The organism is Mesorhizobium hawassense (assembly GCF_003289945.1).
GTDB classification, from domain to species: Bacteria; Pseudomonadota; Alphaproteobacteria; order Rhizobiales; family Rhizobiaceae; genus Mesorhizobium; species Mesorhizobium hawassense.
In genome coordinates, this window is the sequence record NZ_QMBP01000025.1 from 1 (window position 1) to 19,411 (window position 19,411).

A 19,411-nucleotide genomic window follows, 5' to 3' on the forward strand; every position below is an offset into this window, starting at 1 on the left:
GGCAGGACAGAGGGGGGCGTGACGGAACTCGGCGCTGCTCCAGCTTAGCTTCCCTAAGCGTTCAAGCCGCCAGCTGCACGTCCCGCGCCGCCGCGATCATCACACTTGCCAGCAGCCCGTACGCCGCTGCCCAGGCTTCGCGCACCTCTTGCGTGAAAGCCTCACCGAGGCCGGCGGCGAGCGTCTCGATCAGCGCCTGGCCGACGGTGGCGTAGTGATGCTCCTCGACGCCGTAGCCGACATGGCGCCGGGCGAGGTCCTGGACCGTGGGCAGGATGGTTTCGGCGCGCGACAGGCCGTGGACGACGAAGCCCAGCGCCGCCATCAGCTTGGCGCCCTGCTTCTTGATGTCGGTTTCGACGAACAGCGCCCTGAGGCTGCCGTCGATCGAAAACAGCTTCTCGTAGAACAAGGCCGCCGCCGCGTCCTTGATCGGGACGACCTCGCGAAAACTATCCTGCACGAGCTTGATCTGGTCGGATGTCATGGGTGCGCTCCTGGATTTCAGTCCGCGCGACCATCGGGCTTCAGCGTTTCGCCGGCATGCCGGTTGTAAGGAGGGTATGTTTCAGGATGGTCTCCGGAAGGTATCGGGCTGCTTCAGCCTGGTTCCTCGCCCCCACGATGTGGGGGAGAGGTGGCTCGGCGAAGCCGAGACGGAGCGGGGGAATGGCGCAAACCTCGATTGGGAAAGGTAACGCTTTACGAAGCCCCCTCTCCGTCCGCTTCGCGGCCACCTCTCCCCCGCCGCTGGCGGGGGCGAGGAAAAGCGTCGGCGCCCTACTCGCACTGACGGCGCGGGCCGCCGTCGAGGGGCTGGTAGCTGTTGTCGCGCGGATCGTAGGAGCGGTAGCGGTTGAAGCAGTAGTCGGCGTGATCGGCGGAGACCGGCCCGCCCCGTGCCTGGGCCTCGGCCTCGGGCGAAATCTCTTCCGGCGGGCCGCCATAGGTGGTGGCGTAGCCGCCGCGCGAGGTGGCGTAGCCTTGCATCTCGGCCTGGTCGTCGATCATCCGGTCTTCGGTCGTGGCATCCTGCTGGCCGTTCGCCCCCGGCTCGCCGTTCGCCTGGTCGTTCTGGCCCTGCGGATCGTTTTGGCCGGTCGAGGCGGTGCGATCGCCGCCGGGGTCGTAATAGGGCGAGATGCAGGGTCGCAGCTCGCCGCTGTAGGAGCGGTAGCTGTTTTCCTGCGGGCGGTAGCTGCGATAGCGGGTGGCGCACCATTGCAGATGCGCGACGGGCAGTTGCTGCTCAGCCTGCTCATCGGCTGGCGCCGGCTGCTGGGCCGCGTTGGCGTCCGACGCGGGCTGGCCCGGCCCGGAGACGTCCGGCAATGGCTGCAGCCGCGGCGGCGCGGACGGCGCCGGTTTCGCCAGCGCGGTGGCCTGCGCCGCGCCGTCCGGCTTGGCCGGCTCACCCGGCTTGGCAGGCACGGCCGCCGCCTGCTGGGCGGGAATGCGTTCGAGGCTCTGCTTTTGCGGATCGACCGGCTGGGCGTCCTTCGTCCAGAGCTCGGAAACGCCGATCGTGGGCGTGGCCTGACGCACCGGCTTGGCGGCCAGCATCCAGGTGGCGAAGGCGAGCCCGCTGGCGAACACGGCCAGGGTCAGCACGAAGCCGCCGACAATTCCCAACAAAGCCTTCACGCAACGCTCCTTCAGGTCCCGCTGATAGAATGCGGGGCGAAGGCTCCAGTTCCCACGAGAAGAGGGCGATGTTGAGACCCTGGCAGAAGCGGGGAGCCTCGCCTGCTCCGGGGAGAAGCAGGCGAGGCTCAAGGATAGCTAGGAGGGATCCTAGCATGGGGACTCTTGCAGTTGCAGTCTTTGATGATCCAGGAGGATCACCGATGATCCGGAAGGATCACCGTCAATGTCCGCCTTTTTCCGGGCGGCTGCATCCTCCAAACGAAGGAATAGGCAAGCGATCCTTCGTTCACATGGTGCGGTTCCGGCGGGTCGGACCCATGCTTGTCTCAGCCGGCGGCCTCCAACGCCCGCCGGTCAGGCCCGGCAGCCCGGCATCCTTTGCCCCCAACAGGGCTGTCGGGCCGCTTTCGACCGGCGCCCGGCCTCATCAGCCGGCCACCACCTCGCGATATTCCCGCAGCTTCCCGTCCTGGCCGCGAATGCGCCAGATCTCCCCTTCCCGCCCTTCGATATGGCTCGCCGCCAGCGGCACCTTGCCGCCGCCATCGGGCAGGTCGATGACATAGGTCGGGTTGCAGAGGCCGGAGAGGCGCCGGCGCAGCTCGGCGACGAGCGCCTGGCCCTCGGCAACCGTGGTGCGGCGGTGCGCCATGCCGCGCGCGAGGTCGCCATGGTGCAGGTAATAGGGTTTCACGCCGAGGCGATAGATCAGCTCGCGGCAGAGCTCCTCCAGCACCTCGACATCGTCGTTGACGCCCTTGAGCAAAACGCTCTGGTTGAGCAGCACAAAGCCTGCCAGCCGCATCGTGCGGCAGGCAGCTTCAGCCGCTTGCGTGAGCTCGCGCGGGTGATTGAAGTGGGTCACCACGCTCACCATCAGCCTGCCCTGCAGCGCCGCGACCATGCCGGCGGTGACACGCGACGGGAGCGCCACCGGCACGCGCGTGTGGATGCGCAAGAGCCTCAGATGCGGGATCGCCTCCAGCCGAGCGCGGATTTCGGCGAGCGCCTTGTCGGGCAGCGACAGCGGATCGCCGCCGGTCAGGATAACCTCGCGGATCTCCGGGTGGTCCGCGATATAGGCCAGCGCCGGCTCCAGCGCTTCGCGCGTGTAGCCGCGGCCAATCGAGGTCAGCGACTCCTTCCTGAAGCAGAAGCGGCAATAGACGGCGCATTGATAGGTCGGGAACAGAAGCACGCGGTCGGCATGGCGGTGCGTCAGCCGCGGCGCCGGGCTGAAGGCATGGTCACCGATCGGATCGTCGAGCTCGCCTTCAGCCGAGACGAGTTCATCGGGCCACGGAATCACCTGGGCGCGGATCGGGTCGTGGGGGTCGTTCCAGTCGATCAGGTCGAGATAGGATTTTGGCACGCGCACCTTGTGCGCGGCGGCCGCCTCCTGGGCAGCGGCGCGTTCGGCCGGCGACAGCGGCAGGGGCGCGAGGTCGCGGACATGGCGCACGCCTTCGCGGACATCGGCTTGCCAGGTGGCGTCGGGGGCGGCAGCTTCCTTAAGATTGGCGTCTGAGGTCATCAGGGTCTCGGGGCGGTTTCGCGGGGATATCGGCCCAATGGACGGCGGGGTCAATGGCAAGCGACGTCGCGGCGCCCGGCCTGCACCATAGGTATTTGAGCGAAATGCCAGTAGTCTGTCCTCTCCGGGGCTTCGGGACGACGCGAATGAATTTCAGCGCAGGCCATGGCTACCTTCTCATCGGCGGCCTCATCCTGGTCGGCGCGGGACTGCTGATCCTGTCGCTGATCGTCAACCTGCGCGTGGCCCGCAGCGTGCGCGACGACGTGCGACACCGCGAAAAGCTGCTGGAATACTACCGCAACATCTTCTCGCAGCTCGGGGTGATCCTGATCGGCATCGGGGTCTCGCTGTTCATCTTCTTCTTCCAGCAAAACTACCAGGACCAGCGCAAACGCGAGACCGAGCTGCAGCAGGTTCTGGCCAAGCTCGCCGCCCGCATCGCCCGCGGCGCGCCGGTCATGCAGTCGCTCGATGAATTCGACGAGCTGCTGGATGAGGGAGGCCCCTATCTCAGCCCCGATCTCGGCGGCAAGAACACCGCCGTCAGCCTGCAGGGGACAGAGCTCGGCAAGCAGGCGGCCAAGATCCTCCTGGTCGAGCACGACGTCGATATCGGGGAGTTCGAGGCGCTGAACCTTTCGCGCGATTTCGAAGCCTCCTTCGTCGTCAACGAGCTCGATCCCAGGCTGTGGTTCGACATCGTGCGCGACGAGAGCGAGATCAAATACGCCACCACCCAGCTTGCGCTCGACTACAAGGATCTGCAGCAGACGATCGGCGGCGAGCCGGTGGGGACGGTGGTCGCCGACCCTGAAAAGGAGCGCCGGATCAAGCAGGAAGTGCTCGACATCTTCTACGATGCCGACCTCTTACGCCAGCGCGCCAGAAGGCATCTGGCCCGGGCCTGCTGGCTGTTCGGCCAGGGGCGCGGCTTCGTCAAAGCTGCTCCGGTCGATGCGATCGAGGCCGACGCCAGATCGCACCAGGAATGGCTCGACCGGTCTAAGCCGGTGCTGACGCAGTCGAGCTCAGGCAGCGGCGACTGCTTCAAACTGCTCCAGTATGGGCGGGCTTCCTGACCGCTCAGTCGCCTTAATCGGGGGCACGCCGCAGCGTGCCCATATGATTGTCGTCGAGAAAATCGATGGTGATCGCCGACGCTTTGCCGTCGGGGCCGACGGCAAAGCTGACGCCGGCGGGCCTGTCCGGCGTCTCGGCGTCGGGGAACGTGACGAAACGGTCGCCGTCGAAATGCGCCAGCGAATAGGTTCGCGCCCCCGACGGCCCGAGCTTGAGCACGAGGCCGTCGCCGGCGCCCGACACCACGGCATCGCCGATGAAGTCGCTGGCGTAGCGGCCAACATAGGCGCCGGCCGGCCGGGACGGCGTCGGCGGAGACGGCGGGCGGGCATAGGCGGCCTTGGCCGTCTCGACCATCGGGCCGAACAAGCCGACATAGATGCCGTTCCACGCCTCGATCCAATCCTTCTCGACCGACCCCTCGAAGACGAGATCGGCGAAGCTGTCGGACAGCCCCTCCGGCACACCGGTCGGAAAGGCGTTGGCGAGGATGACGATACCGAGTTTCTCCCTCGGAAAGATCGTCACCAGGGTGCGGGCGCCGACGCTGAAGGCGCCGGCATGGCCCCAGCTCAGGCCGTGCCGGCCGAATTCGATGTTCCAGCCAAGGCCATAAAAGGATTCGCCGCCGGAGACCGGGTTCTTGCCGCGCGTCATCAGCGGAACGTGGGTCTGCTCCAGCGCGTCGGCGGCAATCAGCGTCTTGCCGGCGTAGACGCCGTCGCCGAGCAGCAGGCGAACCCATTGCGCAAGATCGCGCGCGGTGGAGCTGACGCCGCCGGCGGGCGACTGGGCGTCCGGATCGCGCTTGATCCTGGCGGCCCAGGCGCCGTCGACCCTGACGTGGAGCGCTGCGCGATCGGCGTGCTGGACAAAATCCGCGTGACGGGAACTGGTCGAGGCCATGCCGAGCGGCCGGTAGAGCTTCTCCTCGGCGATGTCTTCCCAGGGCTTGCCTGTCGGCCTGGCGGCGGCGACGGCGCCCTCGGTCAGGCCGAAATTGGAGTAGGAGTAGCCGGCGCGAAAGCTCGACGATGGCGGCACGAAGCGCAGGCGGTGAAGGATCGTGGCGCGATCGTAGCCTATGTCCTCGAGATCGTCGCCGGCGGTGCCTGGAAGTCCGCTGCGATGCGAAAACAGGTCGCGGATGGTGAGCTCGCTCGCCGGATACGGATCGGCGAGGCGGAAGGCCGGATCGAGGTCGGCGATCTTCGAATCCCAGGATACGACCCCGTCGCTGACCAGCGCCGCCACGACCGTGGCCGAGACCGGCTTGGACAGAGAAGCGATCTGAAACACGGTGTCGGCGTCGACGGCCTCCGGCTTGCCGGCCTCGCGATGACCGAACCCCTTGAGGAACACCACCTCGTCGTCATGCACGACGGCAATGGCAAGGCCGGGAACGCCGCCATCGTCGACGGCGCCTTGCGCCAGCGCTTCGAGCTTCGTTAGCGCCGCAGCGACGCGCTCAGCCGAGATTGGCTCGGCCGATGCCGCATGCGGCCAAAGCGCGACGGCCGCGGCGACGGCCCAAATCAAATGAAAGAGATTGCGATCAAGCCGCATGCTGGCGCCTCCCCTCTCCGCACTCACATGATCATAGTATAGTCAGGCGCGCGCGGGGCCAACTCGCCCGTCGAGCTTCGCCGCAATCGACCCGCGCTGCGTTTTAAGGCAATCTCCGACCCGGCGCCGCCCCGCGAGGAGGCGAGGCGCTCACCCAGGGAGGATGGCCATGACCGATACGTCAGCGCTGCCGCGCTATGAGGATGCCGTCGCGCAATTCCGCATCGAGGACGAGATCGCACGCCTGCACGGCGATCCCGCCACCGGCATCAACGCCTATGTCGAATGCTGCGGCCGCCATACCGGCGAGAACCGGCTGGCGCTGCGCGCGATCTCGGCCGGCGGGGAGCTGCGCGAATACTCTTTCGACGACCTTGCCGACATGTCCGGCCGCGTCGGCACCCTGCTCAAGGAGCTTGGCGTTCGCCCCGGCGATGTCGTGGCCGGCATGCTGCCGCGCACTCCTGAATTGGTGACGCTGATCCTCGGCACGTGGCGCGTCGGCGCGGTCTACCAGCCTTTGTTCACCGCCTTCGGGCCGAAGGCGGTCGAGCACCGCCTGAGCTACAGCAAGGCCAGGCTGGTGGTGACCAACCCGGCCAATCGCGGCAAGCTCGACGAGGTGGAAAACCGCCCGCGCATCGCCACCATCCTTGGCTCCGGCGATGTGCTGCCCGCCGGCGACATCGACTTCCGCGCCGCGCTTGCGGCCGCCTCGCCCGACTGCGCGCCGGTGATGCGCAAGGGGTCGGACCTGTTCATGATGATGTCGACCTCCGGCACGACGGGACATCCGAAAGGCGTGCCGGTGCCGCTCAGCGCGCTGCTGGCCTTCGGCGCCTATATGCGCGACGCGATCGGGCTCACGTCCGACGACATCTTCTGGAACATCGCCGATCCCGGCTGGGCCTACGGGCTCTATTACGCTATCACCGGGCCGCTGCAGCTCGGCATCGCCACCACCTTCTACGAAGGCGCCTTCAACGCCAGATCGACCTACGAGATCATCGACCGCCTGGGCGTCACCAGCCTTGCCGGCTCGCCCACCGCCTATCGCCTTCTGATGGCCGAAGGACCCGAGGCCGCGGCCCGCGTCAAAGGAAAACTGCGCGTGGTGAGCAGCGCCGGCGAACCGCTCAACCCGGAAGTGATCCGCTGGTTCGACGCCCATCTTGCCGCGCCGATCCACGACCATTACGGCCAGACCGAGAACGGGATGATGGTCAACAACCATCACGGCTTATCGCACACCGTCCGCGCGGGCTCGGCCGGCTTTGCCATGCCGGGATATCGCATGGTGGTGCTGGACGAGGCAGGCAACGAGCTCGGCCCGAACCAGCCCGGGGTTCTCGCCGTCGATCTCAAGAACTCGCCGCTGCGCTGGTTCGACGGCTACTTTCAGGCGCAAACGCCGGCGATCGCCGGCGGCTATTACCGCACCGGCGACACGGTGGAATATGAGCCGGACGGCTCGGTCTCCTTCATCGGCCGGGCCGACGACGTCATCACCTCGGCCGGCTACCGCATCGGGCCGTTCGACGTCGAAAGCGCGCTGATCGAGCATCCGGCGGTCAACGAGGCGGCGGTGGTCGGCGTGCCCGATCCGCAGCGCACCGAGATCGTCAAGGCCTTCGTGGTGCTTGCGCCTGCCTTCAAGGGTAGCGAGGCGCTGGCCGAGGAACTCGCCCAGCATGTGAAGAAGCGGCTCTCGGCGCATTCCTATCCGCGCGAGGTCGAGTTCGTCAGCGAGCTGCCGAAGACGCCGAGCGGGAAAATCCAGCGGTTTTTGCTGAGGAAAGCGGAAGTGGAGAAGCGGAAGGGGTGAGGCGCAAAGGCGGGAACAGCTGATCTCCCCCCTAGTGGGGGAGATGTCCGGCAGGACAGAGGGGGGCGCTGTCCCGCCGACGTATCTGTACTTGGATCGGCCTGTCCCAGCGCTTCGTCATCCTCGGGCTTGACCCGAGGATCCATGCCGTGACCTTGACCGAAGGGTGCAACGGAGCAGAATTCTCAACCGTTGCAACGCTTTAGCGTCACGGCATGGATCCTGGGGTCTGCGCTGCGTCGCTTCGCTCCTTGCTTCGCCCTAGGATGACGACCTCAATGGTTTACGTTCCTTCGCGCCCCCCTCTGCCCTGCCGGGCATCTCCCCCACTAGGGGGGAGATCAGCAGTTGCGGCGCCGCACTCGGCCTTCTTTTAGCCTGATCTTGTCAGCAAACATGCATACGGTTTGGGCGAAACGGGGCACATCATGCGGCTGGTCTTGACACTTCTTCTCACACTCTCGGCCAGCGCGGCCTTCGCCTCGCCGGAGGACGATTATATCGCGGCGCGCGACAAGGCGATTGCCGACATCACCGCGCAGGAAAGCGCCAACACGGCCATCGAAACCATCGATGCCCAGAACGAGAAGGCGCTGGCCGACCTGCAGCAGCGGCTCGCCACCATTCTCGGCCCGCTTTCGGTCAAGGATTTTCCGGCGACCGGCACCATGAACATCGAAAGCCTCAACGCTTCCGATATCGGCTACGGCATGCTCGACGGGTTGCGCTATGCCCAGAGCGACGACAGTCCGAGCATCGTGGCCTCGACGCGCGGGCTGACCGAGCGCTGGCTCAAGTCCAAATCGGCCGAGACCGAAGCGGATTTCAAGCTGCCCACGGACATCGGCGCGGCGCTGAAGCTCGACAATTTTTACACGCAAGCCATCGGCAGCGACGCGGCGTTCTCCGGCACGCTCGACTTTTCGCTGAAGAAGCCCGACGGCGCCGACATGGTCGTCGCCCGGCTCGGCGGCTGGACGCAGGATGTCGGGCCGATCTACGACCAGCGCGTCGTCGTGGCGGTCGTCAAAGGCGACCGCGTGCTGATTGCCGAGGCCTCCGCCTCGCCCGCCGTGCCGAAGATCGCGGCCTGCGACTCGATCTGGGCAGCCGCCGACGCCGCCGCGCAGAAGACGCAGCAGGAAAATCAAGGATCTGACCAGGAGGATTCGTCGGCTTCCGATCCCGCCAACGCCGCCTGGGAAAAGGGCGATGCCGATTACCGCGCCTGCATGGCCCAGCGACTGCCCGGCGATCCATCCTTCCCGGCGCTGCTGAAGCAGGCGCAGGGCCTCGCCGACAGCATGGCGGGCAAATAGCCGGCCAGAAGCAATTTCGGGAAAGTAACCGGCAGTTTCTCAGCCTGCGGTGCGCAGATTTCGCCGCGGAACACGCCGCGGAGCGGGACGCGCCGCTTCCGCGATGATGCCGTTGACCGGAGGCGCGGCATCCTTGCGCGATCTGGCGTCGGTCACCCTGTGCAGCCGCTCGTAAGGCAGCAACTCCTTGATGCGGGCATTGAGCGTTTCGATCTCGGCGCGCAGATCCTCGCATTCCTGCTTCTGGATATCGAGCTGGATCTGCTCGGATGCCTGCTGCAGGGAAAGCTGCGACAGGTTGGTGGTGACGGCTGACAGGTTCTTCTTGTCGATTTCGCTCTCTTCCTTGAGGACGGCGAGCCTTTCCTCCGCGATCTGGCGTTCGGTCACGGTGTCGTTCAACTGCGCCTTGAGGCTGACGATCTCGGCCGCGGCTTCGCCATTGTCGGTCGTGACCTTGTCCAGGCGCGACTGCAATTCCTGGATCTCGGCACGCAAACCACGCATCTCGGCCTGGCCGCGCGCCAATTCGGCCGCGCCGTCGCTTTCGGCGATACGCGCCGCTTCGGCTGTTTCGGCAAGCCTGGCCTGGGTCGCCTCCAACGTCTTCTGCAGCCGGCCCTCTTCTCTTTCGTGATTGCCGATCTGCGCCATCAGCTCCGCAATATGGGCGGTTTCACTGGTGTGGGTTGCCGCGAACTCGTCGAATTTGTGCCTCGCCTCCGCCTCGCGCTTCTGCGCCTGCTCCAGATCGACCGACAGGCCGACCTGCTTTTCGCGCAGCAGCTTGTTTTCGGCGCCGCGCCTGTCGACCTCGACGGTCTTGGCGGTCAGAGCCTTGACGATCTCGCCGAACTCCGTTTCGCGCCTCGAGCCCTCATTGCCCATCTCCACGAGTTCCAGGCGCACGGCCGCAAGTGCGGAGCGCAGCTGCTCCCGGTCCTGGACGAGGCTCGCCTCGCGCTGTTGCCAGGCCTCGGCCGCGCCGTCGCGCTCGCGCTGCTTGCGGGCGGCGTCGAGCAATTGTTCCGAGAGCGCCTTGTGTTCGTTGGTGAGGGCGAGGTTTGCCAGTTCCAGCTCGTTGGAGCGCAACACGTCGCGATGGAAGACGTTGAGGACCTCGCGCGTCATATGATGCGCGGTGGCGATCTCCGAGAGCTTCGCCTCGATCTCCTGCAGATGGCCCTGCCCGTCGCGGAAAAGCCCGGCGACGGCCTCCAGGGCGGCAAGCCGCGTCTGGGTATGCGGCGTCAGCCGCGATGGGGCTGGCTCAGGCTGCTCTTCGGGCGGCGGAGTCTCGTCGCTTGCCACAAGGTCCTGGCCGGCAACGGCACCGTCCTCCGACGGCGGCTGTTCATCATCTTTAAGAACGTCCTCGAATGCTTCCGCCAGATCCGATTGAAGTTCCTGAAATTCCTTATCGACGTCCTCGGCCCGCTTGATCAGAGACTTGAAATTCATCACAACACATCCCTTACGCTCGACGACACAACCTTACGCTCGCCCCCGGGCGTACTTAACGAATTGCTAATCTATCCCTTTACCTTCCGTTCGGGAAGCCTATGCAAAGGAAACCAAAATTAAGGTTATCGCCGGCGCCAATCGTGTGCGATCCGCTGCCAGGTGATCCCTCTTCCGCTCCTAACATATGTTAATTTTCTCTCCGGGTAGCCGCTGGAAGCCAGCGCCGCAAAAGGGAAAGACAGAGAGCTGCTTGTCATCATTCACATGACCGATGCGAGGACTTTCGAGGCCTCAAACGAGCACTAAAAGTGAAACCTCCCGCCCCCCGCCGACGCCTCTCGATCGAAAGGCGCTCGATGGGGGCGTTCTTCCCCTTGCTTCTCCCGCACCTCTTGTTGCCTTCGCCGGCCATCCCGATATTGTCCCTGCCGAAGCCGGTCCTATCCGGACCGCGGACACAATTGAAACAACCGCAGGATGAAGCCCTGAACGCGCTTGGCGCGACAGGCAGAACGGAGATTTGGGAAAGTCGAGATGACGGAACAGAAGACTGAAACCAGGACATTCGAGGCGGACGTCTCGCGGCTGCTGCACATGATGGTGCATTCGGTCTATTCGGACCGCGACGTCTTCCTGCGCGAGCTGATCTCCAACGCGGCGGACGCCTGCGAGAAGCTGCGCTTCGAGGCGGTCAGCCGGCCCGAGCTGCTGGGCGACGACGCAAAACCGCGCATCACCATCGCCGCCGATGCGGACAACAAAGAGCTCGTCGTCGAGGACAACGGTATCGGCATGAGCCGCGACGAGATGGCCGAGGCGCTGGGCACCATCGCGCGCTCCGGCACGCGCGCGTTCCTGGAACGCGTCGAGGCCGGCAAGGCGACGGAGGACACGCAGCTCATCGGCCAGTTCGGCGTCGGCTTCTACTCGGTTTTCATGGTCGCCGACCGGGTCGACGTCATCAGCCGCCAGGCCGGCAGCGACGAGGCCTTCCGCTGGTCGTCCGACGGCAAGGGCACTTACGAGATCGCGCCGGCGCCGCTCGAGACGGCGCCCGGGCGCGGCACGCGCGTCGTGCTGCATCTGATGGAGGACGCCTCTTCCTACGCCACGCCGTACCGGCTCGAAGGGCTGGCAAAGTCGCAGTCGGGCCATGTGCCGGTGCCGATCGCGCTCGTCGAAAAGCCCGGCGCCGAGCCGCGCGACATCGCCGATGGCACGGCACTGTGGGTGCGGCAGAAGAGCGAGATCAAGCCGGAGGAATACACCGACTTCTACCGCAGCATTGCCGGCCAGTATGACGAGCCCGCCTCGACCATCCATTTCCGCGCCGAGGGCCGGCAGGAATACAGCGTGCTGGCCTTCGTGCCGGGATCGCGGCCGTTCGACCTGTTCGACCAGGACCGCAAGGGCCGCATGAAGCTCTATGTGCGGCGCGTCTTCATCACCGACGATGCCGACGTGCTGCCGCGCTACCTGCGCTTCGTGCGCGGCCTGGTCGATTCCGCCGACCTGCCGCTCAACGTCTCGCGCGAGATGATCCAGGAAAGCCCGCTGCTGGCATCGATCCGCAAGGGCGTGACCAACCGCGTGCTTGGCGACCTCGCCAAGACGGCCGAAAACGACGCGGAAGCCTATGCGAAGATCTGGGAGAATTTCGGCGTCGTCCTCAAGGAAGGCCTCTATGAGGATTATGAGCGGCGAGAGCAGTTGCTGAAGCTTGCCCGCTTCCACTCGACCGCTTCGGGCGAAGGCTGGCGCGGCCTTGCCGACTATGTCGGAGCGATGAAGGAAGGCCAGAAGGCGATCTTCTTCATGGCCGGCGACGACCGCGCGCGGCTCGAGGCCTCGCCGCAGCTCGAAGGGTTTCGCGCGCGCGGCATCGAGGTGCTGTTGCTCACCGACCCGGTCGACAGTTTCTGGGTGACCATGGCGCCGGAATTCGACGGCAAGCCGTTCAAATCGGTGACGCAGGGCGCCGCCGAGCTTGCCGATGTCGCGCTGCCCGAGAACGCGGCGAAGCCGGATGCCGAAACGCCGTCGGACATCGCGACGTTTCTGGCATTCGTGAAGACGACGCTCGGCGACGAGGTGTCGGACGTGAAAGCCTCCGACCGGCTGACCGAAAGCGCCGTCTGCCTCGTCGCGCCCGAGCATGGCCCCGACCGCCAGTTCGAGCGGCTGCTCAACGCCGCCGGCCGGCTCGACAAGGCCGCCAAGCCGATCCTCGAGATCAACCCGCGGCATGGGCGCGTCGCGGCGCTGGCCAAACTCGGCGACGACGAACAGGCGTTCAAGGAAGACGCCGCACACCTGCTCTACGACGAAGCGCGCGTGCTCGACGGCGACAAGCCGGCGGACGCGAAAGCCTTCTCGGCGCGCCTGGCGCGGCTGATCGATCGCGGGTTGGCGAAGGGGTGATGCCCCGGCGCTGCGTTTGCGCCACCCACCAGCGTCCAGCCGAAACTGGACGCTGGCACATTTCCGGCGGCCCGCCAAGCTCTATCGTCGTCTCGCTGGAATGAGCGGCAGGAGCTCCGATGAAGCGCATTGTTCTGGTCAGGCACTCGGAAGAGCCGGGCGACGATCATGTCCAGACGACCCTGGAAGTGAACGGCCATGCGGTCACCACCGCGATGCCGTTCAAGGGTGAGGCGATCGATCTCGAAAATGTCGACGGCGCCGTGATCTATGGCGGTCCGTTCAACGTCTACGACACCGACAAGCATCCGTTCCTCGATCACGAAGCCGCGCTGATCGAGCATTGCCTGGACAACGACCTACCGCTGCTCGGCATCTGCCAGGGCGCGCAGCAGATCGCCTGGCATCTCGGCGCCGATGTCGGGCCGGTGGAAAGCGGCATCAGGGAGTTCGGCTATTTCGAGATCACGCCGACGGTCGAGGCCGGCGACTTCCTCGACCGGCCGCTTTTCCTGCCGCAGAACCATTTCCACACCTTCGCCCTGCCGGCCGGCGCGGTGCATCTGGCCTCGAGCGAGACGTTTCCCAACCAGGCGTTTCGGATCGGCAAGACAACTTACGGGCTGCAGTTCCATGCCGAGCAGGGTCCGGCCGGTTTCCGGCGCTGGCAGGAGCGGCGAGGCGCGCCCTACGGAACCCTCGGCGCGCAGGACCGCCCCCTTCAGGACAGGTTGATGGAAGCCCACCACGAGGCGCAGCTTGGCTGGTTCGGCGGCTTCGTGACCAGGCTGTTTGGCTGAGGCGCTGTTGGCTGGAATTCGCGCATGAACATAGACGGTCTCTGCGATCCGCGTTTTGCCGGGGTGCGCGATGCGTTCGCCTGGTGTTTTGCTGAAGGCCTCGAGCATGGCGGCGGCGTCTCGGTCGTGCTTCAAGGCAGGACCGTCGTCGATCTTTGGGGCGGCCACGCGGATGCCGCGCGCACGCGGCCGTGGCGGCGCGACACGCTGATCAATGTCTGGTCTTCCACCAAGGGCGTCGTGGCGCTGGCGATCGCGATGCTGGTGGAGCGCGGCAAGCTGGACTACGCGGCGCCGGTCGCGCGCTACTGGCCGGAATTCGCGGAAGGCGGCAAGGAGCGCATCACGCTCGACCAGGTGATGTCGCACCAGTCGGGGCTCAGCGGCCTCGCCGTGCCGATGGACGAGGCGGGCCTGCTCGCCTGGACGCCCTATGTCGATGCGCTTGCCGCCATGCCGCCGCTCTGGGAGCCGGGCAGCCGCTGCGTCTACCACGCGCTCACCTACGGCCATCTTGCCGGCGAAGCGGTGCGGCGCGTCGACGGGCGCAGCGTCGGACGTTTCATCGCCGAAGAGATCGCGGGCCCCCTCGGAGCCGACTTCCATGTCGGCCTGCCGCAGGCCGAGGATTTGCGGGCCGCCGAGATGATCGAGGGTCCGAAGACGTCGGACTGGGTCGAGTTCGTGCGCGCCTCGTCCTTCCCCCACGCGTGCGACAACCCGGCGCCGCGCGCCCTGGCGCCGAACGACCGCGCCTGGCGCGCCGCCGAGGTACCGGGCGGCAACGGCCAATCCACGGCGCACGCGCTGGCGCGTATCTACGGCATGATGGCGGCGGGCGGCACTTTGGGCGGCAAGACTTTGATCAGCCGCGCGGCGGTCGAGGAGGCTGCAAGGCCGCGCTTTCGCGGCATGGACGACAGCTTCGCGCTGCCGGCCGCCTTCGCCGCCGGCTATCAGATCGAGGATCCTGTCTATGGCGGCCGCGCCTCGCCGCAAACTTTCGGCCATACCGGCTGGGGCGGCGCCGTCGGTTTTGCCGATCCCGACGCCGGCGTCGGGTTCGGCTATGTCACCAACCGCATGCTGGGGTTCGACGATGTCGACCCGCGCCGCAGGGCCCTGATCGACGCCGTCTACGACGCGCTCTGACGGCTCACGCGTCGCCGCGGTTCCGCAAAGCACTCTGGCTGCCACGCGCATCGTGTCGCCAGGATGGATTTGGCTGATCCCGATGCCGTTGAACTGTGACGCAGTTCACGTGCCGGGCGCGCAGAATTCGATTACAACATTGCGCAACCAGACAGGTGGGAGGGGAATGCCATGCGGATGCGCCGGATGATTTTCGCTGCGGTGTTCAGTCTGTTGACGGCGAAGGCGGCATTTGCCGGGCAGCCGACCGAATGCGACCGTTTGGCTGGCTCGCCCACCGACCCCAACAGGCTCGGCGAGGGCATCGGCCTGTACGGGATCGAACCGGTTGAAGCCATCGCAGCCTGCGAGACGGCGCTGGCCGCCGATGCCGACAATCCGCGCCTCCTTTTCAATCTCAGCCGGGCGCACCTGGCCCGTTGGCTCATCGATCAACAATCGGACGAGGAACAGGCGCTGGCGGGCCGGAACCTCGAGGCTGCCGCGGACCGGAACTACCCCGCAGCCATGGTCGTGGAGGCGAAACGCTATTGGTTGGGAAACGCCGGCTTCCCGCAGGACGTCGGCGAGGCCATGCGCCTGCTCGACAAGGCCGCCCTGTCGGATGCCGCGGAAGTGAAGCAGGTGCGCAGGCTGCTTTTCCTGCAGCCTTCCGTCAGCGAAAAGCGCAGCGAGGCGCAAATCAGGTTCGTCAAGCAGGCTGCCGACACGAACGATCCCGACGCTCTGTTTGCGCTGGGCATGCAGGAGGATGACGACCGCCAGCAAGCGGAGGCCGTGCGCCTGTGGCAGCGGGCCGCGGCGCTCGGCAGCGCCGAGGCGGCGATGCTCCTGGCTACAGATTATCTGGCCGGCGACGGCGGCTTGCCGCAAGACCAGGTGGAAGCCCAACGCCTCATGCACCAGGCCGCGGTCGGCGACAATCCGGGCACGCGGACAATTCTGGCCGGCGTCTACGAACAAGGTCTCCAGGTGCCGAAAGACGAGAACCTAGCCGCCCGCCTTTACAGGCAGGCGAGCGACGAGGGCAATGATGACGCACAGTACCACCTCGGCAGGTTCTACGAAGCGGGCAGAGGCGGACTGCCTCAGGACGCGCATGAGGCGGCGCGCCTGTACAAGCTCGCAGCCGAGCAAGGCAACGAAGACGCGACCCTGGCGCTCGCCCGCTACATGGCGGAAGGCCAGGGAGGCTATGAAGCGGACAAGACCAAGGCTTTGGAATTCCTCAAGCGCGCCGCGCACTGGAGCACGAAAGCCAAGGAAGAACTAACGAAGATCGGCGGATAAGCGACCGCGCCCTTCCCTATCCTCGCAGTCCCGGAGCCTCCTGGCCGGTGCGCGCGACATATTCGGTGTAGCCGCCGCCATAAGTGTGGACGCCGTCGGGCGTCAGCTCCAGAACACGGTTCGACAGCGCCGCCAGGAAATGGCGATCGTGCGAGACGAATAGCATAGTGCCTTCATATTGCGATAGCGCCTCGATCAGCATCTGTTTGGTGGTGATGTCGAGGTGGTTGGTAGGCTCGTCGAGCACCAGCAGGTTGGGCGGATCGAACAGCATCAGCGCCATCACCAGCCGCGCCTTCTCGCCGCCCGACAGCACGCGGCACTTCTTCTCGATCTCGTCGCCGGAGAAGCCGAAGCAGCCGGCCAAGGCGCGCAGCGGCGCCTGGCCGGCCTGCGGGAAATTGTCCTCCAGCGTCTGGAACACGGTGCGCTCGCCGTCGAGCAGCTCCATGGCGTGCTGGGCGAAATAGCCCATCTTGACGCTGGGACCGCGCGCGACGGAGCCCTCGTCCGGCTTCGAGGCGCCTGCGACCAGCTTCAAAAGCGTCGACTTGCCGGCGCCGTTGACGCCCATGACGCACCAGCGCTCGCGGCGGCGGATCTGGAAGTCGAGGCCGGAATAGATATTGCGGCTGCCATAGGCCTTGTGAATGCCCTTCAGCGTCGCCACGTCCTCGCCGCAGCGCGGCGCCGGCTGGAACTCGAAGGCCACCGTCTGGCGGCGCTTCGGCGGCTCGACGCGGTCGATCTTGTCGAGCTTCTTCACCCGGCTCTGCACCTGCGCGGCGTGCGAGGCACGTGCCTTGAAGCGCTCGATGAAGGCGATCTCCTTGGCCAGCATCGCCTGCTGGCGCTCGAACTGCGCCTGCAACTGCTTGTCGGCCAGCGCGCGCTGCTCCTGGTAGAATTCGTAATTGCCGGAATAGGAAGTGAGCTGGCCGGCATCGATCTCGATGATCTTGGTGACGATGCGGTTCATGAACTCGCGGTCGTGCGAAGTCATCAGCAGCGCGCCGTCATAGTCCTTGAGGAATTTCTCCAGCCAGATCAGGCTTTCGAGGTCGAGATGGTTCGACGGCTCGTCGAGCAGCATGACGTCGGGGCGCATCAAAAGGATGCGGGCGAGCGCCACGCGCATCTTCCAGCCGCCGGAGAGCTTTGAAACGTCGCCGTCCATCATCTCCTGGCTGAAACCGAGACCGTCGAGCACCTCACGGGCGCGGCCGTCCAGCGCATAGCCGTCGAGCTCCTCGAAGCGGTGCTGCAACTCGCCGTAGCGCTCGATGATCTGATCCATCTCGTCGGCGCGCTCAAGATCGCCCATGGCGTGCTCGAGCTCGCGCATCTCGGCGGCAACCGCGCTGACCGGCCCGGCGCCTTCCATGACTTCGGCGACGGCGCTCATGCCTTCCATGTCGCCGACATCCTGGCTGAAATAGCCGATGGTGACGCCGCGATCGACCGAGACCTGGCCCTCGTCGGGCTGCTCCTGGCCAATGATCATGCGGAACAAAGTCGTCTTGCCGGCGCCGTTCGGGCCGACCAGCCCGACCTTCTCACCCTTCTGCAAGGCGGCCGAGGCTTCGATGAAGACGATCTGTCGGCCGTTCTGCTTGCCGATATTTTCAAGACGGATCATGGGTTCGTAGGGGAGTAGGAAGTAGGGAGTAGGGAGTAGGGAGTAGGGAGTAGGGAGTAGGGAGTAGGGCCAATAAGCGAACGCGCGGGATAAGGGAACCCCTTATGCATCGCCCCTTGCCCAAATCCTGCCAAGTCGACCGTGTCGAGGGCAGCGGCTGGCGCCTCCCCGCACTGTACATTAGTACTAGTTACATTAGTAATTCTTAATTAACCATGCGCAGGCATATCTTTTACCAAACGAACGCCGGCCTGCTCATCAACCGCCTTCAACCCTAGGTCAAGGACTCTCGCCCATGTGGAGGAAAACATCAGCATGCCTGGCTCTGCTGGCGCTCTTCTGCGGCGAAGCGCGCGCGACGACCACGACCAGCTCGATGTCCGTCCAGATGACCATTACGGCATCCTGCACCATCACCAGCGCGGCGACGCTCAACTTCGGATCGTCGGGTGTCATCGCGGCCAATGTCGACCAGACATCGACGCTGCAGGTCCAGTGCACCAACACGACGCCTTACAATATCGGCCTGAACGCAGGCACCGGCTCTGGCGCGACCGTTGCCACGCGCAAAATGACCAACGGTGCTTCCACCATCAATTATACGCTCTACAGCGACAGTGGCAGGACGACCGTCTGGGGCAACACCGTCGGCACAGACACGGTCTCGGCGACCGGCAATGGCTCGGCTCAAAGCTTCACCGTCTATGGTCGCGTGCCGTCGCAGACGACACCCGCTCCGGCGGTCTATACCGACACGGTGACGGTGACGGTCACCTACTAGGCGCAAGCCAGCGTAGCCCGGCAACAGGGCCTTGCGTTCGGGTATCGCGTGTAAATCAACAATCTCTTGAGCAGACCAGCAATCCCGATCGACTGCTGAGCCGCTCCAGCAACCGAGGCCGCCCCAAGGCCTGCGGAGGAGAAATTGACTGTGGTGAAGTTGACTTCGGCGCTGGCGCTGGCGGCGGCGCTGCTCTTGGGATCATTGCCGGCGCGCGCGGACTCCCTTCAGGTGCAACCTGCCCTGGTCGACGTCGTTGCCCCCCAGGCTGCCTCGACGATCACGCTGCATAATGCGGGATCTACCCCAAGCACCGTTCAGATCCGCGTCTTCCGCTGGTCGCAGTCGAACGGCGAGGAATCCCTCACCCCCACCGAGGATGTCGTCGCCTCGCCGCCCGCGATCACGCTCGCCCCGGGTGCCGACTACGTCGCGCGAATCGTGCGCGTGACGAAACGGCCGGTGCCGGCCGAAGAGTCCTATCGTCTGCTCATCGACGAGTTGCCTGACGCGAGCCGCGCGCGCGGCGGTGTAGTGCGGTTGCTCGTGCGCTACTCCATACCGGTCTTCTTCGGCTCGCCTCAGCGAACGCAGCCGGCCGTCAGCTGGACGGTGTCGAAGCGGGACGGACGACTGATCGTTTCCGCCCACAACAGCGGCAGCACGCGCCTGCGCATCTCCGCGCTCTCGTTGCGGGATGCCGGCGGGCACAAGATTTCCTTCGGAAATGGCTTGGTCGGATATGCTCTCGGTAAGTCCACCATGCAGTGGACCGTGCCGGTCAAGGGGCGAAAATTCGCTACAAATGGATCGATCTCGGTTTCCGCGGAAGGCAACGAAGGTGCAATCAACGCGGTTGCCGCGGTTGATGGCGGGCCGTGAGGGCGGCA

General features: G+C 65.7%; 15 protein-coding genes. 9 read left to right on the plus strand and 6 right to left on the minus strand.

Going from position 1 to position 19,411, the window contains the following annotated elements; all coding sequences use genetic code 11:
- Nucleotides 1-61: 61 nt before the first annotated feature.
- The 3 genes from DPM33_RS31890 to DPM33_RS31905 all read right to left on the minus strand — a co-directional run bounded on the left by DPM33_RS31890 (nt 62) and on the right by DPM33_RS31905 (nt 3,181).
- Entirely contained in the window at nt 62-487 is a 426-nt protein-coding gene (locus DPM33_RS31890; protein WP_112101341.1) for a globin family protein, read from the minus strand.
- Nucleotides 488-780: 293 nt separating this feature from the next.
- Nucleotides 781-1,644, minus strand: coding sequence for a BA14K family protein (locus tag DPM33_RS31900; protein ID WP_245442576.1), 864 nt, complete (start codon nt 1,642-1,644; stop codon nt 781-783).
- Between the two features lie 430 nt (nt 1,645-2,074).
- Nucleotides 2,075-3,181 (minus strand): KamA family radical SAM protein, encoded by a 1,107-nt coding sequence (locus DPM33_RS31905; protein ID WP_112101343.1) that lies wholly within the window; start codon nt 3,179-3,181, stop codon nt 2,075-2,077.
- Nucleotides 3,182-3,327: 146 nt separating this feature from the next.
- On the opposite strand from DPM33_RS31905, the gene DPM33_RS31910 reads away from it, so the two are divergent.
- The gene (locus DPM33_RS31910; protein WP_112101344.1) at nt 3,328-4,263 is read left to right on the plus strand and encodes a hypothetical protein; all 936 of its coding nucleotides are present in this window, start codon (nt 3,328-3,330) and stop codon (nt 4,261-4,263) included.
- A 13-nt stretch (nt 4,264-4,276) separates the two neighbouring features.
- Here DPM33_RS31910 and DPM33_RS31915 read toward each other — a convergent pair whose 3' ends face one another.
- Nucleotides 4,277-5,830, minus strand: coding sequence for a serine hydrolase (locus tag DPM33_RS31915; protein WP_112101345.1), 1,554 nt, complete (start codon nt 5,828-5,830; stop codon nt 4,277-4,279).
- Between the two features lie 169 nt (nt 5,831-5,999).
- On the opposite strand from DPM33_RS31915, the gene DPM33_RS31920 reads away from it, so the two are divergent.
- Entirely contained in the window at nt 6,000-7,655 is a 1,656-nt protein-coding gene (locus DPM33_RS31920; protein WP_112101346.1) for an acyl-CoA synthetase, read from the plus strand.
- 440 nt (nt 7,656-8,095) lie between these two features.
- Complete coding sequence (locus DPM33_RS31925) at nt 8,096-8,974, plus strand: hypothetical protein (RefSeq protein ID WP_245442578.1); 879 nt, start codon at nt 8,096-8,098, stop codon at nt 8,972-8,974.
- A 39-nt stretch (nt 8,975-9,013) separates the two neighbouring features.
- On the opposite strand, the gene DPM33_RS31930 is transcribed toward DPM33_RS31925, so the two are convergent.
- On the minus strand, nt 9,014-10,435 hold the full coding sequence (locus DPM33_RS31930; protein WP_112101348.1) for a coiled-coil domain-containing protein: 1,422 nt from the start codon (nt 10,433-10,435) through the stop codon (nt 9,014-9,016).
- Between the two features lie 537 nt (nt 10,436-10,972).
- On the opposite strand from DPM33_RS31930, the gene htpG reads away from it, so the two are divergent.
- The 4 genes from htpG (at nt 10,973) to DPM33_RS31950 (ending at nt 16,101) form a co-directional block, all read left to right on the plus strand.
- Nucleotides 10,973-12,859, plus strand: coding sequence for a molecular chaperone HtpG (gene htpG, locus DPM33_RS31935; RefSeq protein ID WP_112101349.1), 1,887 nt, complete (start codon nt 10,973-10,975; stop codon nt 12,857-12,859).
- A gap of 119 nt (nt 12,860-12,978) precedes the next feature.
- Entirely contained in the window at nt 12,979-13,659 is a 681-nt protein-coding gene (locus DPM33_RS31940; protein WP_112101350.1) for a type 1 glutamine amidotransferase, read from the plus strand.
- Between the two features lie 24 nt (nt 13,660-13,683).
- Nucleotides 13,684-14,811, plus strand: coding sequence for a serine hydrolase domain-containing protein (locus tag DPM33_RS31945; protein WP_112101351.1), 1,128 nt, complete (start codon nt 13,684-13,686; stop codon nt 14,809-14,811).
- Nucleotides 14,812-14,982: 171 nt separating this feature from the next.
- Nucleotides 14,983-16,101, plus strand: a complete 1,119-nt coding sequence (locus DPM33_RS31950; RefSeq protein ID WP_112101352.1) for a tetratricopeptide repeat protein — start codon at nt 14,983-14,985, stop codon at nt 16,099-16,101.
- 16 nt (nt 16,102-16,117) lie between these two features.
- On the opposite strand, the gene DPM33_RS31955 is transcribed toward DPM33_RS31950, so the two are convergent.
- Complete coding sequence (locus tag DPM33_RS31955) at nt 16,118-17,740, minus strand: ABC-F family ATP-binding cassette domain-containing protein (RefSeq protein WP_112101353.1); 1,623 nt, start codon at nt 17,738-17,740, stop codon at nt 16,118-16,120.
- A gap of 295 nt (nt 17,741-18,035) precedes the next feature.
- On the opposite strand from DPM33_RS31955, the gene DPM33_RS31965 reads away from it, so the two are divergent.
- Together DPM33_RS31965 and DPM33_RS31970 are read left to right on the plus strand one after the other, a co-directional pair.
- Nucleotides 18,036-18,521 (plus strand): Csu type fimbrial protein, encoded by a 486-nt coding sequence (locus tag DPM33_RS31965; RefSeq protein WP_112101355.1) that lies wholly within the window; start codon nt 18,036-18,038, stop codon nt 18,519-18,521.
- Between the two features lie 150 nt (nt 18,522-18,671).
- Nucleotides 18,672-19,403, plus strand: a complete 732-nt coding sequence (locus DPM33_RS31970) for a fimbrial biogenesis chaperone (protein ID WP_245442582.1) — start codon at nt 18,672-18,674, stop codon at nt 19,401-19,403.
- Nucleotides 19,404-19,411 lie beyond the last annotated feature (8 nt).